At 37.8% G+C, this 20,978-nt stretch carries 21 protein-coding genes and 1 riboswitch; of the genes, 1 reads left to right on the top strand and 20 read right to left on the bottom strand.

What is annotated here, in order from left to right; genetic code table 11:
- Window positions 1–30: 30 nt before the first annotated feature.
- The 16 genes from ribD to lgt form a co-directional block, all read right to left on the bottom strand.
- Window positions 31–1,131, bottom strand: coding sequence for a bifunctional diaminohydroxyphosphoribosylaminopyrimidine deaminase/5-amino-6-(5-phosphoribosylamino)uracil reductase RibD (ribD, locus tag HORE_RS05250; protein WP_012635940.1), 1,101 nt, complete (start codon window positions 1,129–1,131; stop codon window positions 31–33).
- A gap of 176 nt (window positions 1,132–1,307) precedes the next feature.
- Window positions 1,308–1,429: riboswitch (FMN riboswitch) on the bottom strand.
- 83 nt (window positions 1,430–1,512) lie between these two features.
- On the bottom strand, window positions 1,513–2,166 hold the full coding sequence (gene rpe, locus HORE_RS05245) for a ribulose-phosphate 3-epimerase (protein ID WP_012635939.1): 654 nt from the start codon (window positions 2,164–2,166) through the stop codon (window positions 1,513–1,515).
- Window position 2,167: 1 nt separating this feature from the next.
- Complete coding sequence (rsgA, locus tag HORE_RS05240) at window positions 2,168–3,016, bottom strand: ribosome small subunit-dependent GTPase A (protein ID WP_012635938.1); 849 nt, start codon at window positions 3,014–3,016, stop codon at window positions 2,168–2,170.
- A 22-nt stretch (window positions 3,017–3,038) separates the two neighbouring features.
- On the bottom strand, window positions 3,039–4,955 hold the full coding sequence (gene pknB / locus HORE_RS05235) for a Stk1 family PASTA domain-containing Ser/Thr kinase (RefSeq protein WP_012635937.1): 1,917 nt from the start codon (window positions 4,953–4,955) through the stop codon (window positions 3,039–3,041).
- A gap of 12 nt (window positions 4,956–4,967) precedes the next feature.
- The gene (locus tag HORE_RS05230; protein ID WP_012635936.1) at window positions 4,968–5,678 is read right to left on the bottom strand and encodes a Stp1/IreP family PP2C-type Ser/Thr phosphatase; all 711 of its coding nucleotides are present in this window, start codon (window positions 5,676–5,678) and stop codon (window positions 4,968–4,970) included.
- A 13-nt stretch (window positions 5,679–5,691) separates the two neighbouring features.
- Window positions 5,692–6,741: a dual-specificity RNA methyltransferase RlmN gene (gene rlmN, locus HORE_RS05225; protein ID WP_012635935.1), complete on the bottom strand. Its 1,050-nt coding sequence runs from the start codon at window positions 6,739–6,741 to the stop codon at window positions 5,692–5,694.
- 27 nt (window positions 6,742–6,768) lie between these two features.
- Entirely contained in the window at window positions 6,769–8,091 is a 1,323-nt protein-coding gene (gene rsmB, locus HORE_RS05220; RefSeq protein ID WP_012635934.1) for a 16S rRNA (cytosine(967)-C(5))-methyltransferase RsmB, read from the bottom strand.
- 47 nt (window positions 8,092–8,138) lie between these two features.
- Window positions 8,139–8,804, bottom strand: a complete 666-nt coding sequence (locus HORE_RS05215) for a DUF6391 domain-containing protein (RefSeq protein WP_012635933.1) — start codon at window positions 8,802–8,804, stop codon at window positions 8,139–8,141.
- 3 nt (window positions 8,805–8,807) lie between these two features.
- Entirely contained in the window at window positions 8,808–9,500 is a 693-nt protein-coding gene (locus HORE_RS05210; protein WP_012635932.1) for a zinc metallopeptidase, read from the bottom strand.
- A gap of 14 nt (window positions 9,501–9,514) precedes the next feature.
- Window positions 9,515–10,465, bottom strand: coding sequence for a methionyl-tRNA formyltransferase (gene fmt / locus HORE_RS05205; protein WP_012635931.1), 951 nt, complete (start codon window positions 10,463–10,465; stop codon window positions 9,515–9,517).
- A 15-nt stretch (window positions 10,466–10,480) separates the two neighbouring features.
- Window positions 10,481–10,945, bottom strand: coding sequence for a peptide deformylase (def, locus tag HORE_RS05200; protein ID WP_012635930.1), 465 nt, complete (start codon window positions 10,943–10,945; stop codon window positions 10,481–10,483).
- A gap of 21 nt (window positions 10,946–10,966) precedes the next feature.
- Window positions 10,967–13,204, bottom strand: a complete 2,238-nt coding sequence (gene priA / locus HORE_RS05195; RefSeq protein WP_012635929.1) for a primosomal protein N' — start codon at window positions 13,202–13,204, stop codon at window positions 10,967–10,969.
- The gene (locus tag HORE_RS05190; protein ID WP_012635928.1) at window positions 13,201–14,259 is read right to left on the bottom strand and encodes a lysylphosphatidylglycerol synthase transmembrane domain-containing protein; all 1,059 of its coding nucleotides are present in this window, start codon (window positions 14,257–14,259) and stop codon (window positions 13,201–13,203) included. The genes priA and HORE_RS05190 overlap by 4 nt, the downstream gene beginning before the upstream one ends.
- 62 nt (window positions 14,260–14,321) lie before the next feature.
- The gene (metK, locus tag HORE_RS05185) at window positions 14,322–15,530 is read right to left on the bottom strand and encodes a methionine adenosyltransferase (protein ID WP_012635927.1); all 1,209 of its coding nucleotides are present in this window, start codon (window positions 15,528–15,530) and stop codon (window positions 14,322–14,324) included.
- Between the two features lie 205 nt (window positions 15,531–15,735).
- A complete protein-coding gene (locus HORE_RS05180; protein ID WP_012635658.1) occupies window positions 15,736–17,115 on the bottom strand; it encodes an ISLre2-like element ISHor2 family transposase in 1,380 nt (459 codons plus the stop codon).
- Window positions 17,116–17,194: 79 nt separating this feature from the next.
- The gene (gene lgt, locus HORE_RS05175) at window positions 17,195–18,049 is read right to left on the bottom strand and encodes a prolipoprotein diacylglyceryl transferase (RefSeq protein ID WP_012635926.1); all 855 of its coding nucleotides are present in this window, start codon (window positions 18,047–18,049) and stop codon (window positions 17,195–17,197) included.
- Between the two features lie 233 nt (window positions 18,050–18,282).
- Here lgt and HORE_RS05170 point away from each other — a divergent pair, with 233 nt between their 5' ends.
- On the top strand, window positions 18,283–18,477 hold the full coding sequence (locus HORE_RS05170) for a DUF1540 domain-containing protein (RefSeq protein ID WP_041605894.1): 195 nt from the start codon (window positions 18,283–18,285) through the stop codon (window positions 18,475–18,477).
- A 143-nt stretch (window positions 18,478–18,620) separates the two neighbouring features.
- Here the strand turns inward: HORE_RS05170 and coaBC are convergent, their stop codons facing one another.
- From coaBC to remA, 4 genes are read right to left on the bottom strand one after another with little or no spacing between them, the layout of a single operon-like run.
- Window positions 18,621–19,805 (bottom strand): bifunctional phosphopantothenoylcysteine decarboxylase/phosphopantothenate--cysteine ligase CoaBC, encoded by a 1,185-nt coding sequence (gene coaBC / locus HORE_RS05165; protein WP_012635925.1) that lies wholly within the window; start codon window positions 19,803–19,805, stop codon window positions 18,621–18,623.
- A 40-nt stretch (window positions 19,806–19,845) separates the two neighbouring features.
- Complete coding sequence (gene rpoZ / locus HORE_RS05160; RefSeq protein WP_041605892.1) at window positions 19,846–20,052, bottom strand: DNA-directed RNA polymerase subunit omega; 207 nt, start codon at window positions 20,050–20,052, stop codon at window positions 19,846–19,848.
- Complete coding sequence (gmk, locus tag HORE_RS05155) at window positions 20,049–20,633, bottom strand: guanylate kinase (protein WP_012635923.1); 585 nt, start codon at window positions 20,631–20,633, stop codon at window positions 20,049–20,051. Before gmk ends, rpoZ begins: the two co-directional genes overlap by 4 nt.
- A 23-nt stretch (window positions 20,634–20,656) precedes the next feature.
- Window positions 20,657–20,911: an extracellular matrix/biofilm regulator RemA gene (gene remA / locus HORE_RS05150; protein ID WP_012635922.1), complete on the bottom strand. Its 255-nt coding sequence runs from the start codon at window positions 20,909–20,911 to the stop codon at window positions 20,657–20,659.
- Window positions 20,912–20,978 lie beyond the last annotated feature (67 nt).

The raw sequence follows: 20,978 nt of genomic DNA, 5'->3' as shown, positions 1-20,978 counted from the left end.
TATCCCCCCTTTTTTGTAATCTGCTCAAAATTATAAAGTACCTGTAATCAATATATCTTCTCCTATTTCCTCAATTTTATATTTTTTTAATTTCTTTACTTTTGCCATAACTTCTGCCCCTTTTCCGTCAAAAACAGAAACCCCGTCACTCCCCCCCAATAATTTGGGAGCAATGAAAAATAACATTTTATCAACAAACCCTTCCTTCAGGAAAGAATAGTTTACTCTTCCACCACCTTCAACCAGTAAACTGGAAATACCTTTTTTGTTTAAGTTAATTAATAATTCTTTTATAGGGATCTGGCCATACTCATTTAAATCAAGACTTAAAACCTCAACACTTTTAAGTTGCTTAAGGGACTTTTTCTTATGACTATCTACCCTGTGACCACAGACAATTATGACAGGGGCATCATTTTCCTGGTTTAAAATATTTGCTGTCAGAGGTATTTTTAATTTACTATCAAGTACAATTTTTATACTGTCCTTACCTTTACCATCAGATAATCTGGTTGTAAGTCTGGGGTCATCTTTAAGTACTGTACCAATACCAACCAGAATAGCATCAACCCGGTGTCTCAGTCTGTGTACATATTGACGGGCTTTTTTACCAGTAACCCATCTTGAATCTCCGGAAGAGGTAGCCAGATAGCCATCAAGGGTCTGGGCCATCTTCAAATATACAAAGGGCATCCTGTTTGTAATATTTTTTATAAAAACCTCATTTAAATTACGGGCCTTTTCCTCTAAAACCCCGACCGTTACTTCAATGCCTGCTTTTTTTAACATTTCTATACCCTTGCCCGATACCCTGGGATTAGGGTCCACCATAGAAATAACTACTCTTTTAACACCCGATTCAATAATTTTAAAGACACAGGGTGGTGTCTTACCATAATGACTACATGGTTCTAAATTTACATAAAGGGTACTTCCAAACGCCTTTTCCCCTGCTTCCTCCAGGGCATATACTTCAGCATGGGGCCCGCCGTAATACCTGTGGTGACCCTCTCCTACGATTTTATCATCCCTGACAACCACTGCCCCAACCATTGGATTAGGGCTGGTATAACCGACCCCCTTTCGGGCCAGGGTCAATGCTTTTTCCATGTAATAAATATCTTTATCCATTAAGTAACTCTCCTTTTTTAAGTATATTTATCTATTTAGTCAACTTTTTATTAATACATCAATATAGTAAAGTCCTTATCCCCTATCCACAGAACGAGGGCCTGATTCATGACATTAAAAAATCCCTTCCAGTACCGGGAAGGGATTTAGTCATATACAGGTATAAATTACCCGCTCAATGCTAACTCCCTTCCAGACTATACTGTCGGTTTTGGAATTTCACCAAATCAACCATAATAAATATGGCTTGTGGACTTTCACCACCGGTTCGGAATCTCACCGTATCCCGTTAGCATTTGTAAAAATAACCTATTCTATTTTTTACATTTATTTAATTATAACACATTTGTTATAATAATGTAAAGAATTAAAATCAATTATTTATGAAGATATTACTCTTTCTTTTAGTTCCGACAGAGCCTTACCTGGATCAGGTTGACCAAAAATAGCAGAACCAGCCACAATAATATCAACCCCTGTCCTGGAAACATCTTTCACATTCGAATTATTTATACCACCATCGATTTCAACTTTAATACTGAGATTTAACTCCCTGATCTTTTGTTTTATGGTTTTAATTTTATTAAGAGTTTCTGGAATCAGTTTCTGACCACCAAACCCGGGATTTACGGACATAATTAAAACCAGATCCAGATCCTTTAACACATGTTCTATTCTGGTTAATGATGTTGCTGGATTTAAAGCAACTCCAGCCAGACATCCCTGGTCCTTTATCTGGTATATAAGCCGGTGTAAATGTTTAGTAGCTTCACAGTGAACAGTAATAATATCACTACCGGCTTCAGCAAAATCTTTTATATATCTCTCAGGCTCCTCAATCATCAGATGGGTATCAAACTTCAAATCGGTATGTTTTCTAATACTCTTTATTATACCAGGTCCAATTGTAATATTGGGAACAAACATACCATCCATAACATCAAGATGTAAATAATTGGCCTCTTTTACCCTGGCAACTTCCTCTTTTAAATTACTAAAATCTGCTGATAAAATAGATGGCGCAAATTCTACCATGCTAACACTCCCGTTCTTCAAGATCTCGATATATATTCAGATAAGAATTATACCTTTTTTCAGAAATCATACCTTCCTTTACCGCTTTCTTAACCTGACATCCAGGCTCATGGGTATGGGTACATCCCCTGAATTTACATTGACCCTCATAACGGGCCAGTCCAGGAAAATAAAACCTCAAATTCTCACTAAGAATACCACGTAAATCAAGGGCAGAAAACCCGGGTGTATCGGCAATCCATCCCCCTTTATTTATTGGTAATAACTCTACATGGCGGGTAGTATGAACGCCCCTTTTTAATTTCTGGCTTACTTCCCCAATTTTGACCCTGGCCTCTGGAACCAGTGCTTTGATTAATGAAGATTTGCCAACTCCAGAAGGACCGGCCAGAACACTTAACTTTTCCTCCAGAGTAAGGTATAATTCATTTAATCCCATCTTCTCTTTAACACTAATTAAATAAACCTGATAACCCTCTTCTTTATAATCCTTCATCTCTTTTTCAAGCTCAATATCCGGAACCTTCAGGTCAATCTTGTTAATGATAATAACTGGTTTAACTCCAATAGCTTCAACCATAATTAGAAATTTATCCAGCATTTTACGGGCAAAGGGAGGATTTTGAATAGAATGAATAACAAGTACCTGGTCAACGTTGGCTACCGCAGGTCGAAATAGCAAATTTGTTCTTGGATAAAGCTTTTCTATCATGGCATCATTCACTTTTACAAAATCCCCTGGATATACTTTCCTTTTTACCTTACCACGTATTCTGGTTCTTATTATATTCTGTTGTTCATCAGCTACAAAGAAAAACCCGCCAACGGCTTTTGTTACCAGTCCTTTCATCAAACCCCCCTCTCGATACTTATCAATCTATTGTTTCCCAGCCGAGCAAATCACCATTACAATAAACCTCAATTGTAGTAGTACCGACACTATTTATATACTGTATAACCCTTTCTCCAGGTTTATGGGTTCCCTGATAGGCAACATCCCGACCATTATCGTCAATCACAACAACCTCTATCTTATTCTCTCTCGCTCCAGGGGGAACATAGAAATCAACCCTGGTTCCCAGATGGACTTCGGAACGTTTTTCGTTTATAAGTCCCTGGCTTACGGTAAGATTAATAGTACTATTTTCAGGTATTTTTTTACCAACCGGATACTGTTGACCAGATACCTGCCCTTTTATAAATCGTCTTGTCCATTCTCTATTAATCTCCCCAACTTTTAAATCATTTTCTTCAATTATCTTTTCAGCCTCTTCGAGTCTTAACCCCACAACATTGGGCACAGAAACCATCCTGGGTTTAGCTCCCTTACTAATTACCAGGTCAATAGTTGATTCTACATTGATTTCATCACCAGGTTTTGGCATTTGTTCAATAATTACATTCTCGGGGTATTCGTCGTTATAAACAAATTCCTTTTTTCCGATTTTTAAATTTTGATTATCCAGGATAACTTCCGCTTCCCTGAGGGTTTTATTTACTAAATCAGGTGACTTTAAAATAGCCGGCCCCTTACTGACGGTAACCATAATAACTCTGGTCTGGCGTACCCTTTCACCACCAACTGGATATTGCGATATAATATGTGATTCTGGAACTTCCGGGTGATGCACATCGTTTTGTTTTTCAATATGCAGGCCAACCTGGGCAGCGACTTCCCGGGCCTCATCTATCTCTAAGCCCACAACATCAGGTACCTCAACAATAGGTACTTCCATATATTGCTGGTAAAAAATAAAAACCCCCATTGTCACCAAAAATATGATTCCAATTATCAGGGAAGCCCACTTCATCCAGTTATTTGAAGCTTTATTATCAGTCTTACTTAAATATACTCTTTCATTACCTTTACTTTTATCATTTTTTTCGACAGGATCCACTTTCTGCAATATCTTGGTATCTCCATCATCTGACAAAACGATTGTTTTATCGGATTCCTGGTTATTACTTTTTAAATTTTTTAAAGTAGCTGTTATTTTTTGCCTCATTTCCCGGGCACTTTTAAACCGCTCTTCCGGTTCTTTTGACATGGCCTTCATTACAATTCTTTCAACTTCAGGTGGGATTTCAGGATTTAATAGTGATGGTTTTTTAGGATTTTCCTGAATATGTTTAAGGGCAACTGATATAGGACTGTCACCATTAAAGGGAACTTTCCCGGTAAGCATCTCATAAAGGACAACACCCAGGGAATATATATCAGAATAGGTTTTAATTTCACCACCCCGGGCCTGTTCAGGTGAAAAATAATTGGCACTACCCATAATAGTGTTAGTCATTGTCAAAGTTGATGAAGTAGCAGCCCGGGCGATCCCGAAATCGGTTACTTTAACCTGATTATCTTCAGTCAATAATATATTGTGAGGTTTTATATCACAGTGGACAACATTGTTCTCATGAGCAACACTGAGGGCAGCACAGATTTGATTTGCTATATCAAGGGCTTCCTGAATACTTAATCTTCCCCGTTCTTGAATAATTTCTTTTAAATTCCTGCCCTTAACATTCTCCATCACCAGGTAATGATAATCATTATCCTGCCCGATATCAAAAATATTAACAACATTGGGATGGGATAACCGGGCTACAGCTTTAGCCTCATGTCGAAACTTTCGCAAAAAACCTTTATCATGGACATACTCGGGTCTGAGCATCTTTAAAGCGACCCGACGATCAAGCAAAAGATCCTGGGCTTCGTATACAATAGCCATGCCACCTTTGCCCAGTTCTTTTATGATTTTGTAACGATTGTTGAAAACTTTTCCTTTCATAATCTCACCCACCTAGCTTATACTACAAACAATAATAGTTATATTATCTACTCCGCCTCTTTTTAAAGCAAGTTTTCCCAGTTGCCTGGAAATACCATCAACGTCATTCTCATTTCTAAATACTTTGCTTATATCATCTGGAGGAACCATATCGGTTAACCCATCGGTACACAGTAACAAATAATCTTTTTCAGTTAACCGGAATTTTTTTGTTTCTACCTCAAGGTCAGGACTGGTCCCGAGAGCCTGGGTTAATATGTGACTCTGGGGATGGTTATATGCTTCTTCTTTTGTAATTTTATTCTCCTGTAATAGTTCATTTACTAAGGAATGATCAGTAGTAAGTTGTTTTAGCTTATTCTCTCTAAATAAATAAATTCTGCTATCCCCAATATGACCAATATAAAGAATATTATTCCAGATAATTCCCAGAGAGAGGGTGGTCCCCATTCCCTGACATGAGGTGTTTTCTCTGGCTGAATTTATAATTTTTTTATTAAGTTCACAAAACCCCCTGTAAAGATCCTCAAGTAATTCTCCTTCAGGATCAAAGGAGTATTCTTTTATAAAATCGATAGCCATTTTACTGGCTACCTCACCGGCTTTATGACCTCCCAGTCCATCAGCAACTGCCAGAATCGGGATGGGGTTTAATTTTATCAGATAATTATCTTCATTCTTTTCCCTGACCTTTCCCTTATCACTGAAAACAGAATACTGCAAAAAAACCACCCCTTTAATAATTTAGGCGGCGTAACTGACCACAGGCAGCCTCGATCCTGGTACCTCTTTCCTGCCTGACCGTGGTTTCTACACCATTATTAATAAGTATATCCTTAAACCTGTTAACAGTTTCCTTCGAAGGTCTCTTAAACTCTGTTTCCTGAACAGGATTAAAGGGTATTAAATTAACGTGGCCATGAATATCACTCAGTAAATTTACAAGCTGAAAAGCATGTTCAGGGGAATCATTTGTTCCCTTTAATAAAACATACTCAAAAGTAACCCGTCTATTGGTAACCTCTGTATAATATCTGACAGCTTCAAGGAGCTTTTCCAGGGGAAATTTCCGGTTTATAGGCATTAGTTTATCCCTGAGCGCATTATTGGGTGCATTTAAAGATATAGCCAGAACTATCTGCAATTTTTTATCAGCCAGTTCTTTGATCTGGGGTACCAATCCCGAGGTCGACACTGTAATTTTTCTTTTGCCAATATTTAAGCCCTTACTATCATTCATGATTTCTATTGCTTTAAGGACAGATTTCATATTGGCCAGGGGTTCCCCCATCCCCATAAAAACAACATTGGATACCCTGGGGGACCCGTATTTATCATTACTAATTTCCTTTTGAATCTGTAAAACCTGATCAACAATCTCCCCGGGTGTTAAATTCCTGATTAATCCAGTTAGTCCGGTGGCACAAAATTTACACCCCAGTGAACAACCAACCTGACTCGAAATACAAACACTATTACGGCTTCCCTCATAGGGTATAAAAACACTTTCAATAGTTTCCCCATCTTTAAGTTCCCAGAGGTATTTTACAGTTCCATCTTCTGCTTTGCTTTTATTAACTATCTTTAATTTAGTAAGATAACTTTTTTCCTCCAGCTCCTCCCTTAAGACCAGAGGCAGATTATTCATCCTGGAGAATTCATCAACCCCATTACGGTAAATCCAGTTAAACAATTGGCTGGCTCTGAATGAAGGATATCCCCTCTTTTCAAACCACATTAATAACTCTTTTCTACTTAATGACTTCAAATCCTCTTTTGTCTCCATCAATAATTTCCTCCATATTTTTGTAATTTAGCCATAAAAACCTTCGGTCTTACTTTCAGGGGGGAAGAACTCCAGGTAACCCTCCGGGGTTATTTTAAATTTACCTGAAAACCCTATTTCAGACAGCCTTTTTTCCATATTAACAGGGGATACTACAAAATCAGTCTGCTGTAATACCTGATTAACAACTTCTTCATTTTCAGCACGGGTAAGAGTACATGTACTGTACAGTACAAATCCCCCATCCCTGACCAGAGATAAAGCATTATGCAAAAGACTCTTCTGTATTTCCTGAAGTTTTTTTACATCATTCTCTGTTCTATTCCACTTTATTTCTGGTTTATGGGCAACAAGCCCAAGGCCGGTACAGGGGGCATCCACTAAAACCATATCAAATTTTTCTTGACTGGTGTAATCACGACCATCAACCTTTATTGTCTTTACAATATTAACACCGAGTCTGTTACAGTTTTCCTCGATTAACTTTAACTTATGTTCATATATATCAAGGGCTATAATCTCTCCCCGATTATTCATTAACTCTGCCAGATGGGTTGTCTTTCCACCCGGGCCTGCAGACATATCCAGTACCCTGTTCCCGGGGTCCGGGCCCAAAACAAAACCTGCCAGGGTTGCAGCAGGCCCCTGGACTATAAAACCTCCATCCTTAAATAAAGGCAGGTCTTTAATAGTATTAAAATTGTTAACAACATAACAATCAGGAACAGTAGTACTTTCAACCTCTATATTATATTTTTTAAAAACTTCAAGAAAACGTTTTTGATCTACCTGTAACCGATTGTACCGTACCGTAACCGGTGGTGAATCATTCAGATACTGGCATAACCTTTCTGTATCTTTAAACCCGTATTTATTAATCCATTCTTTAATTATCCATTCTGGATAAGAATAATAGTTTGCTAAAAAGTTTACCGGGTTTTGATTCCGGTCAGGAAAGATTATTTTATCTTTATTCCTGAGATAAGACCTCAAAACCCCATTTGTAAATTTAACAGCACCATGTCCGGTAAAAGACTTGAGGGCTTCAACTGTTTCATAAACTGCAGCCCGGGCTGGTACACTATCGGTGTATTCGATCTGGTACAGCGCGACCCTTAAAGCTGATAATACTTCATTATCCATTTTTCTCAGGGGGCGTTTTGAAAAACAGGATAGCATATAATCCAGTCGTTTTTTTTGTCTTAAAACTCCATATACTAATTCTGTAATAAAGGCCCTATCTCTTTTATCTGAAACCTTATTTAATTCTTTATTCAAAACTAAATTTGAATATGCCCCTTTATCAATCTCAATTAATACCTTAATTGCTACTTTTCTTGATATTGACATAAAAATATCTCCTAACATAACCCTTATTATATTTATAAACTAAAAATTTAATTAATATACGGTATCTGTCGGGTATGGACAAATATTTTAACGGGCTGGTTCCAGAAATTATCCATATTAACATACTCTGCCCTGACTATCTGTATATCCCCTACATCTGATGTAGTTGTAAAGTATTGCTGGACAAACATACCCAACGGTTTAGCTACAATATTGGCTATAATAATGGCCATAATTATATAAAAGAGACTAAAATATCCAGTGTAAAACAGAAGTAACAGGAAAATAACCGCTGATACAAAATTAGCTACCGTTAAACTGGTCCCACACCTGCGATGAATAGCTAAATCACTGTAACCAGACCTCATTAACCGTAGGCCACGACGGGCAGCTTCTTCTACCAGGTGTACATTATCAGCCCCAATAATATAAAAACCTGAATTTTCGGCATAACCAGCCAGGTTTTTATAACCAAATTCCCTCTCGAGGACATTAACTGTAGCATGTTCCAGCCCGTGATTTTTTCGTAATACAGGATTGGTAGCGATATGATAAAGCTGTACAGGAACTGTGATCAGATTAAAAATAGAATCCAGAGTAAATTTAAAGGGAATTAAAAGCAAGAGCAGGCCTATAAAAAGGAATAATGGTAAAATTAAGTATGGAGCCATGAATATAATGAGAAATAGAAAAAATATTGTTAATAACGGCATCTATTACTCATCCCTGCCCATACCAAATAATATTAATATTCTTAAAAGGTTTATAATAGCTACAAGCGTCGCTGCAACATAGGTAAATGCCGCTGCTCTCAGAACTTTTTTGGCACCATTCAATTCTTCTTTACTCAAAAAACCCCTGTTAAGAATCTGAATAGCCCTGTTGCTGGCATTAAATTCAACCGGCAAAGTAACAATATGAAACAGGACTGCTGCTGTAAATACTATAAGACCCAGTCCAATCATAAATCTTGACTGCATAAAAAACCCGAATACAGCCAGCGGTAAGCCCCAGCTGGAACCAATACTGGCAGCAGGAACCAGACTCGCCCTTATTCTCATGGGTTTATAGTCCCTGGCGTCCTGTATAGCATGACCTGCCTCGTGGGCAGCAACCCCCAGGGCTGCCAGTGATCTACCTGAATAAACTTCAGGTGATAAGTTCAGGACTTTTTTTCTGGGGTCATAATGGTCTGTTAAATGACCCTGAATCTGGTTAACAGAAACATCATCTATCCCACTACTTATAAGTATTTTCCTGGCAATTTCAGCCCCGGAATAACCACTCTGTGACCTGATTTTGTTAAATTTATTAAAAGTAGATTTAACCTTAACCTGAGCATAGATGGCAATAATAATAGCCGGTATCAAAAGAATGGCAGTCGGATCATAGAAAAAGGGCATATACATAAAACATACCTCCTTTAGCCAAGTTTATCTCCTTCTTTTATATTATAACCTAAAACAAATTTGTCAGCAGTAATTTTTTTTCTTCCAGCCAGCTGTAATTCAATAATTTTTACAGCATCATCCCCGGTTTTCACAATTATACCATCCTCCTGACTGGCTGTAATTACTTCCCCTGCTTCCATCTTTTTATCATTCTCAGTCACTGTTAACTTCAGGGGTTCAACCCACCAGATTTTAAGCAACTTACCCTTCCAGGTGGTATAGGCACCGGGCCAGGGATTTACCCCCCTGACCAGATTAAATATATCCTCACTACTTCTGGACCAGTCCAGTTCCCCGATTTTTCTGTCAATTTTATAAGCATAGCTGGCTTTATCTTCACTCTGTTTTTCCCTGGGAGCAACACCCTTTTCAATATCATTAAGGGTTTTTACCAGTAAATCCCCACCGATACTGGCCAGTTTATCATGAAGGGTACCTGCTGTATCTTCTCTGTTTATTTTGACTTCTTTTTTATATATAATATCTCCTGTATCCCAGCCCTCATCCATATACATGGTAGTAACCCCAGTAACCTTATCACCATTTATTATAGCCCGATGTATCGGACTGGCTCCCCGGTATCTGGGAAGCAAAGAGGCATGTAAGTTTATACACCCGTAAGATGGTAATTCAAGAACCTTTTTACCCAACTTCTGTCCAAAGGCAACAACTACAATAGCTTCTGGACTTAAATCCCTTAAATTAGTAATAAATTCTTCCCGGTTTATATTGTCAGTCTGAAGCACCTTTAATCCCAGTTTATGAGCCATCTGTTTTACCGGAGTAGGCCTTAGCTTATGGCCCCTCCCTTTTTTTCGATCAGGCTGGGTGACCACAGCCTTTATTGTTATACCGGGCTCATTATACAATTTCTCAAGACCGGGTACTGCAAAATCAGGACTTCCCATAAACACTATATTCATGCCAATACCACCTTCTTAAATCATTTCTTCTCCAATCCTGACCACTTTATCAATAAATAAAATTCCGTTTAGATGATCAATTTCATGCTGAAAGGCCCTGGCAAGAAAACCTTCAGCCCTGATCCTGACTTCTTTCCCGCCCCGGTTCAAACCCTTAACCGTAACTTTGCTGGCACGTATAACTTTTCCAGTCTGTCCTGGTACACTCAGACAACCTTCTTCCATAATATCTTTGCCCTCGGTTTCTATAATTTCAGGGTTAATAAGTTCAATCAGGCCCTGACCTTCCCCGGTATCCACAACAATAATTCTCTTTGAAACCCCAACCTGGGGGGCAGCCAGACCAACCCCTTCGGCCTGGTACATGGTTTCAACCATATTATCTATTAAACTAAGAGTCTTTTTTGTTATTTCTGTAACAGGCTTAGCTTTACTTCTTAAAACAGGATCACCTATTTTTCTAATCTGTAAAACTGGCACTAACGCCACCTCCCTAACAAATTATATCATTTTAACAGGATCAACATCAATAATAATGTTGACATTCCTACCCTGGTCAGGTAAGAAAGATTTCTGTAATTCAGACAAAACGTGATTCCTCTTTTTATAGCTTTTAAATTTAAGAATTATCTGCCACCTGTATTTTTTTCGTAATCTATAAACAGGGGCCGGAGCAGGCCCGAGCATTTCATTTATTTGCTGGTTATACTGCATTAAAAAATTATATAATTTTTGAGCTTTCTTGACTACAATTTTCTCCTTTAACCCACTTATGATTATATTTACTAACAGAGAAAAGGGAGGATAATTTAATGCATGTCTTAACCTAATCTCATGACGATAAAATTCTCTAAAATTGTGATGACTAGACGATTTAATACTATAATGGTCAGGGTTATAGGTCTGAATAATAACCCGTCCCTGTTTAGAACCCCGCCCTGTCCTTCCGGCTACCTGGGTTAAAAGTTGAAAGGTTCTTTCAGAAGAACGAAAATCAGGTAAATTGAGGATTGTATCTGCAGAAATTACACCAACCACTGACACATTAGGATAATCATGCCCTTTTGCCACCATCTGTGTCCCTACCAGAATATCAGTTTTCCCATCCTCAAATCTCTTTAATATCCTGTGATGGGAACCCTTTCTCGTTGTTGTATCCACATCAAGTCTATCAACTCGCGCCCCGACAAATTCATTAGCCAGTTCATTCTGGAGTTTTTCCGTACCTATTCCAAACTCTTTAATTAATTTACTACCACACAGGGGACATTTATCAGGTTTACCCCTGGTATAATCACAATAATGACATCTTAACAGGTCTTCGTCAGCGTGGTAGGTAAGAGAAATATCACAATTATTGCACTTTATAACATGGCCACATTCCCGGCAAAGTACAAAATTAGCATAACCCCTTCTATTTAAAAAAATAATCACCTGCTCCTTATTTGATAAGGCTTTGTTAATTGCATCCCGCAGTGATCTACTAAAAATACTGGTATTACCCTGTCTCAATTCATCTCTCATGTCTATAATTTCAACCGGTGGGAGTCTTTCCTGATTTATCCTTTCTGGTAGCGACAAATATTTATAAAATCCCTTCCGGGCCCGGTAATAACTTTCAAGTGATGGAGTTGCAGACCCCAATACCACTGAAGCATTTTCCAGTTTACCCCTCATAACAGCTACTTCACGGGCATGGTAATATGGATTTTCTCCCTGTTTATAAGAATTTTCATGTTCTTCATCAATAACAATTAATCCCAGATTCCTGACCGGGGAAAATACAGCTGATCTGGCCCCGATAACTATTTTAGCCTTTCCTTCTTTTAGACGACGCCATTCATCATACCTTTCTCCCAGTGAGAGGTTACTGTGCATTACAGCTACCTGTTCCCCAAATTTGTTATAAAAACGCCTGACCATTAAAGGAGTAAGGGATATTTCTGGAACCAGAATGATAACACCTTTACCCTGTTCTACTGCCCTGGATGCAGTATTAATGTAAACCTCGGTCTTACCGCTTCCAGTAACCCCGTGTAGTAAAAAAGTATCTGGGACTCCCTTTTCTATACTGTCTTCAATTTTCTCAATGACCTGCTTTTGAACCGGAGTAAGTTTAACCGGCTTAACATCTTCTTTTTCTCCCAAATCAGGTCTTCTTATTTTAACTTTTTTAACATACCCTAAATAGCCCTTTTCTATGAGCCTGTAGACAGTACCGGGAGAGGTTCCGGCTGTTTCAGCCAGTTTACTTACAGTATAATCAATATTATCGTTTTCCATTAATACCTTCACAACCAGGGCCTGCTTGGGAGCCCTGGTATTTATTTTTTCAATAACCCGCCTGGCTTCCTCTTCAGCAAGTAACAATTTAACATATCTTTTTTTAATTTTGCCGACCTTTCCAGAAACAAGACCGGTGGGAATTGCTATTTTAATTACATTTATCAAATATGTTTTATAATAAGAAGCTACCCATGCAAATAATTTTAACATACTTTTATCAAAAAGGGGTTCTTCAGATATTATATTCATAATTTCTTTAATCTTTACTGATTCAACCCTCGTTTGAGAAGAAAAACCGGTTATAAAACCGGTTATAATCTGCTTTCCAAAAGGTACTTTTACGGCAGTACCAATACTTATTTTATTTTCCAGATCTTCCGGTATCTTATAATCATACGAACGGTTAAGACCGGGAGCCTTTATATCAACAACAACCCTGGCATATTTCTTCATGATTCCTGACCCCTACTTCTGGTTATTTCCCGGAGGGCAAAAATACCTCCAACTGTTAAAACGACATAAAAAGTGATAAATCTCCAGATACAGGTAACCAGACCGATAAGATCACCAGGAATAAAGGAAACAAATAATGAAGCAAAACCAATTTCTGCTATTCCACTGGCCCCTGGTGTTGGCATATATGGAATTACCAGATAATATATTGTCTGCATAATATAAGACCTGAAAAAATGAGGTTCTAAATTTAACCCACCGAGTATTATCGGCATTATCATAAATAAAGTACTCCAGTATAGGGCAGTACACAACCCGGCCAGTAAAAGCCTCCCTTTATATTTTGCCAGTAATGACAGAGAACGACGAAAATCATATAGCTCCTGTCTGGCCTTGACAAGTAATCTTTTGGCCCTCTGGTTATTCTTAAAAAACATTTTAACTTTATCTATACTGAAAAGATAATTCAATAATGTATCAGTAACCCCTGGTACCAGGCTAAAGATAATAATAATTGTGGAAAATAAAATTCCAAAACCAAAAGCAGTATAAAAAAGATAATCAGGAATAATTCCCGGTGAAATAGCCCACCTGAAAAAAATTAAAAATAATGGTGTTAAAATACCAAAGAAAAAAATTCTTAAAATAAACTGGGTAACAACAACTATAGAAGCCTTACCCACATTCAACCCTTTTTTATGGAGGAAATACACCTGGAAGGGCCCACCCCCGGTAGCAAACGGGGTGACATTTGAGACAAAAGCACCTGATAGATATATAATTATACCATCAAGTAAAGTTATATTCCCACCAACTGTGGTTACCAGTATTTTAATTCTTAACCCTGCTACCAGCCAGTTTATAAGGAGAAGAAACAATAAGACCCCCATAAACTGAGGGTTAATACTGGCCAGTGCTCTTTCAAAACTGGCTTTATCAAATGTTAATAATACAATGAGGGCCGAAATTACTAAACTGATTACTACTGCATATTTTAAACCCTTTTTTATGGTATTTTTGTCAATTACACTAACCCCACCTGAATTGTTAGACAAGAGCTCACCCCCATCTCCAACCACAATTTAATCATATTTAAACAATATAAATACCGAAGGAATTAATCCTCCGGTATTTTGCTTCCTGCCAAGGTTTCTGCACCAGCTTTCAGGGCCTCACTTTTATCGGTCCTCTCCCAGGTCAAATCCAGATCAGAGCGACCGAAGTGACCATATTTAGCGACCTTACTATAAATTGGTTTGCGTAAATCCAGGTTCCTTATGATACTGGCCGGTCTTAAATCAAAATTTTCATTTATTAATTTTACCAGGATATCATGGCTTACTTTCCCTGTCCCGAAGGTATCAACCATGATTGATACCGGCCGGGCCACCCCGATTGCATAGGCCAGTTGAACCTCACATCTGTCGGCTAAACCAGCCGCTACAATATTTTTAGCCACATACCGGGCTGCATACGCTGCAGACCGGTCAACTTTTGTCGGGTCTTTACCGGAGAAAGCACCTCCCCCATGTCTGGCAATACCACCATAGGTATCTACAATAATCTTCCTCCCGGTTAAACCAGTATCACCATGAGGACCACCGATAACAAAACGACCGGTTGGATTTACTAAAATCTCTGTCCTATCATCCCTCAGGTTTTCGTCAATTATATAATTTATAACATGTCTAGTAATATCTTCTTTAATCTGGGTAGAACTGATATCCGGATGATGCTGAGCTGAAACCAGTACTTTATCAATTCTAACTGGTCGATCGTCTTCATATTCTACTGTAACCTGGGTTTTACCATCAGGTCTCAGGTAAGGTAGAATCCCCTTTTTTCTAACTTCAGCCAGCCTTCTGGCCAGCTTATGAGCCAGAATAATAGGTAAAGGCATAAGTTCGGGGGTTTCATTACAGGCATAGCCAAACATTAACCCCTGATCCCCGGCACCCAACTGATTTTCGTCTATCCCTACTTTGCTTTCCAGGGACTTATCAACACCTATTGCAATATCGGGTGACTGTTCATCAATAGCTGTTAAAACAGAACAGGTATCCCCATCAAATCCATACTTAGCCCGGTCATAACCTATTTTTTTGATAGTTTCTCTGGCAATATGGGGAACATCTACATAACAATCAGTAGAAATCTCCCCCGATACCAGCACCAGACCGGTTGTAACAAAAGTTTCACAGGCAACTCTGGCCTGAGAATCTTTACTCAGTATCTCATCAAGTACCGCATCAGAAATCTGATCAGCGATTTTATCAGGGTGACCTTCTGTTACAGATTCTGAGGTAAATAAATACCTTCTGCCCATTTATATCACCACTTTCAATTATATTTTTAATAATTAATATTTAAAATTAGATAATTTAATGAAATTTGTACCAATATGTATTAATTTATAATTAATTATAGTTTAGCATACAATATATTGTATGTCAATTTTACCCTAATCTAACGTACGTGTCAAGAAAAGGTAGGAAGAATATTTCACCTCAAACAACCCATAAATATTTATTCTAAATAGTTGCCAGTCCTCTTATTGCTTTTACCCAATCTTTACCGCTATCTGGACCATTTATTGCAGGTATTTTTGCCTGTAACCACTTACTCCAATCCCTGTCCACTTTCTTAAACATATATTTTATTTTCCTTACCGGGTTTTTTATTGTGTAATACTGATCTCCAAGTCTTTCTTTTAATTCCTTGTTATGTTTTAACATTAAAATTCTAGCCATTGCCTCAGCACCTTTTTTGCTCCAATTCATTCCCTGGTTCTTCATCCTGCGAGCCACATTCTTATCCACATAGCCCTCAGCTGCTCCCATCCCATGTAATTCTTTATTCCTTAATTCTGTTGGTATTCGATATCTGTAATCTAATAAGTGCTCTTCATACTTTTTAAAATGCTTTATTATTTTCCTCCTCTTTTCTCGGTTTTCAGCTGTTTCTCCCATACATATTAACGATTCCAATGTGTCCAGAAATACCTGCTTTCTTCCTTCTGCTAATACCCTGCATAAATCATCTGCAACTTCTCTTCCAAAGTATAATCCTATATCTCTTTTTATATGATACCTATCCAGTTGTACTATTATATTTTCAAAGTATTCCTTACTGGTCTTTTGTATCCAGCTGGCACCGTCCCCGTTTAATACTACTAAAGTGTTTTCAAGATTATATTTTTTGCTTATTTGATGGATTAATTCTTCATAAAAGTCATCTGCTTTTCCATAGACTCCTGCTACTATTTGTGGCTCCTTCAATCTCTTCCGTTTTTTTGCTGGACTAGTGTATTCCCAGCCCTCATGGATTAATCCCAGTTTGATTTCCAGCTTCTTTCCTCCTTCTTCCTGACTACCAACCATTATCCCGTCAGCTTCAATGAATAGTAGTGGTATTTCTTTTTCCTCTCCTTTTAAAATCTTACCTCCAGTGAATACTTCCTCTTTTTCATGTTTGAGTCTCTCTGACTCCCTTTTTCCAAAATCCCTGACTTCATTAAAGATAGTTGTATGGCTTAAATGGGGAAAACCGGCTTCAGCCAGTACTTCCTCCACTTGCCTGTAGCTCATCTTACTTGCCAGTATTACCAGCAGTTTTAGGTATTCTCCACTTACTCTTTTTTTCTTTTTTAACCCCAGTTTTTTGTCCAGTAAAATGACGCTTTTTCCTGTTTTTTGGTCTTTATATAGTCGCCTTCTAAGCTTGATGTTTCCAACTTTAGTCGATATCGTTCTTTCTAAAAATCTTACTACTTCTAAATTTTTATCTTTATTTTTAAATAGCTCTTCTTCAAGCTTTTCTATTACCTTCTCCATTATCTGCCTTGCAAGTTCCAGTGCTGCCTTCTCCAAGGTATTGATATCTGTTATGTTTTGTAGTAAAATATTTACCATAGAGACCTCAACTCCTTTGGTCGGGTTTGTTTGAGGTCTCTATTTCTTTATCTATACCTTGTTTTCCTTCTTTTCCTACTTAAATTTTACACGTTCCTAATCTAACAGTGCTTCTATGCCTTTTATAAATTAAGAAAAGGCCGATAATAATCAACCCAATACTTACCAGCTGCGCCACCCGGAATGGCCCAAACATCAAACTATCAGTTCTCATCCCCTCGATAAAAAATCTGCCGGTAGAATAACCGATAAGGTATGTGGCAAAAATATCCCCATGTTTCACATAATTCTTCCTCCGCAGGATTATTAAAACTATAAAGACAAACACATCCCACAGGGATTCATATAAAAAAGTAGGGTGGTAATACCTACCATTAATATACATCTGTCTCTGAATAAATTCAGGAAAATGACTGATAAATTCCTGACTTATTACCCCGCCATGGGCTTCCTGATTAATAAAATTACCCCAACGTCCAATAGCCTGTCCTAAAATTACAGCTGGAGCCAGGATATCTACACTCTCCCAGAAGTTTACCCTTCTCTTCCTGCAGAGATAAATAAGAACAAATAAACCACCAAAAATAGCTCCATGAATAGCAATACCACCCTGGCGCAGGGCCAGAATCATTACCGGATTTTTACTGTAATATTTCCAGTTAAAAATAACATAGTATAAACGAGCACAGACGATGGCTACTGGCACACCGTAAATAAAAAAATCTAGAAAAAATTCTGGTTTAATCTTATGATAATATTTTGCCTCCCGAAGGACCAGACCCAGTCCAAGAATGGTTGCAAATCCAATGATAATACCATACCACTTAACTGCTAAACCTCCAATTTGAAATGCTACCGGATCTATTATAAAATTCACCCCCCTTATAACTTCTTTGTTAATAAAATGATAATCGTAGAAAAATAGAAAGACCATTTAACCGGAAGTCGTCACCCGGTTGCAACCAGAAAAAACAATTATAAAATGTGACCATGAAAGCAAATAACTAAAGTTTTGAATAATATTTTTTTAAACACACCAATCATAGTTTATCCAATAATTACTTAAACATTATAATAATAATTCCTGCAAAAATTACAAAATAAACTCTTTTGTAATTTTTTATCTTATTATGGCTATACTATTTAAAAGAAAAGGAGGGATTTAATATGCCAAAGGAAATAATCTGTGATGTTAAAAATTGTGTTTATAACGAATCCCGTAAGTGTACTCGAAAAAATATCAGGGTCCTGACAAATACTCCCGAGGCCACCGGAAATGAAGCAATAAGCTGTATGAGTTTCCGGGCTGAACAATCTGAAGAGGCTAATCAAAAACCGGAATTAGCAAAAGCTAATAAGTAGTTCTGTCATCTAATTTTAGCTTTATTTTTTAGCTTTATTAATATAAACATAGTATTTTAATATAGTAACCGGGCCCGGACGGGTTTATCCCGGACACATAATATTAGGAGCAGGTTAAACCTGCTCCTTTTTTTACCCCGTAACTATTTGTTTATCTGGTCTAAAATTAAATTAGCCAGTTTATATTTATCCATCTCCGGTAATTTTTCAACATTCCCTCTTCGAATTAAATAACCCTTATTATAATCACTTTCAAAACCGGTATTCTCTCCAGTAATATCATTGGCAATAATCATATCAAGATTCTTTTTTATCATTTTCTCCCGGGCATTTTCTATAATACTGTCTGATTCAGCCGCAAATCCTATTAATAACTGTTTTGAGGTTTTATTCTTACCTAAATAAGCAGCAATATCAGGATTGCGTTCCAGAACCAGTTTCATATCTGTATCTTTTTTCTTAATTTTATGTCTGGAAAAATGGGATGGTCGGTAATCAGAAACAGCAGCTGCCAGAATAAAAATATCCTGATCGTCTGCCAGACTTTTTACTTCACCAAACATATCCCTGGCCGTCTTTACTCTAATAAAATTAACTCCGACAGGAGGCTTTAGATTCCCCGGTCCAGAGATCAGGGTCACTCTGGCTCCCCTGAAAGAAGCAGCCCGGGCCAGGGCATAACCCATTTTCCCACTGGAATAATTCGATAAAAACCTGACCGGATCCAGAGGCTCTCTGGTAGGTCCTGCCGTAATCAAAATATTTCTATCTTGCAGATCTTTATCAGATAAATATTTTAAGACATGTTCAACGAGTTGATAAGGTTCAGGTAACCTTCCCTTCCCGGTATCACCACAGGCAAGATAACCCGAAGAAGGCTCAATTATTTTATATCCCTTATCCTTCAGGTATGAAATGTTATCCTGAACTATAGGGTTGTTATACATATTAACATTCATTGAAGGAGAGATTAAAACCGGTGAATTGGTGGCCATAATTACTGTTGTCAACAGATCATCAGCAATACCACTGGCTATTTTGCCAATAAAATTAGCTGTTGCCGGGGCCACCAGGCAGACATCGACCAGGCTGGCCAGGGAAGTATGTTTTACATTATAATGGGCCGGAGGAGTAAACAAATCATCTTCTACCGGATTATGGGTAATACTCCGGAAGGTTAGTGGGGTTACAAACTTTTTGGCTGATTCTGTCATTACCACATGGGTTGATACCCCTGCTTTAGTTAAACGGCTGGCCACATCGACAGCCTTGTAGGCTGCAATTCCACCAGTTACCCCCAGCAGAACGTGTTTTTTTTCTTCATCCATTTTATAACCTCTCCCTGAATTTTAAAAAGAATTATAAAAACTAATTACGTCTTTTAATTTCATAGGTGACTTTACCCGCTGCGATCTCCTCCAGGCTCCTGGAGACAGGTTTTTTACTTTTATATTCTTCAATAAGTCCCCTGGCTCCCACGTTTAATTGACGGGCCCTCCTTGAAGCCAGTATAACTAAAGTATAAGGACTGTCCACTTTTTTTAAAAGCTTTCCCATTGAAGGATAGGTTATCATTGACAATCCTCCTCCCTTATTTTACATTTTTCAGCTATAATTATAGATTTTAATTTTTCAACAGCATCATCAAGCCGGTCATTAACAACTTTATAATCATAATTTTTAACCTCTTTTAATTCATCTTCAGCATTATTTAACCTGATTTTCATATTTTTTTCATCTTCTGAACCACGATGATTTAAACGCCTTTTTAATTCATTAAGAGACGGGGGAACCAAAAAAATAAAGATGGCATCGGGGTAGAGCTTTTTGACCTGGCGTGCCCCCTGAATATCTATTTCCAGAATAACATCTTTACCCTCAGCCAGGCATTTATCTACAAATATTTTAGGAGTTCCGTAATAATTATTATGGACTTCGGCCCATTCGATAAATTCATTATTCTCAACCATTTTAAAAAACTTCTCACGGCTGAGAAAAAAGTAATCTACTCCATCTTTCTCCCCCGGTCTGGGTTTTCTTGTAGTGGCAGAAACAGAGTACTGGACATCTTTAAAATCAGATAATAATTTATCTAAAACCGTCCCTTTACCTACACCAGAAGGACCTGACAGTACAAAAAGTTTCCCCTTTCCCATTTTAGGTCTCCTTTCACTACTCCCTATCTGTTCCCATCTTCCCCGCTTAAACGGTGGGAGACTGTTTCTGGTTGAATAGCTGATAGAATAACATGATCACTATCTGTAATGATGACAGCCCTGGTCCTTCTACCATAGGTAGCATCAATGAGCATACCCCTCTCCCGGGCTTCCTGGATTATTCTCTTTATAGGTGCTGATTCAGGACTAACAACAGCAATTACCCTGTTTCCTGCTACAATGTTTCCAAATCCTATATTAATTAAATTAACACTCAATTTTAAATCCCCCTCATTAGCATCTTGTGTTATTTATGTAAATAAAAATGGAACATAAATTACTCAT

The organism is Halothermothrix orenii H 168 (assembly GCF_000020485.1).
In the GTDB taxonomy this organism is placed as follows: Bacteria; Bacillota; Halanaerobiia; order Halanaerobiales; family Halothermotrichaceae; genus Halothermothrix; species Halothermothrix orenii.
The sequence above is the reverse complement of the archived record's forward strand: the minus strand, read 5'-3'. Positions and strand labels throughout refer to the sequence as shown.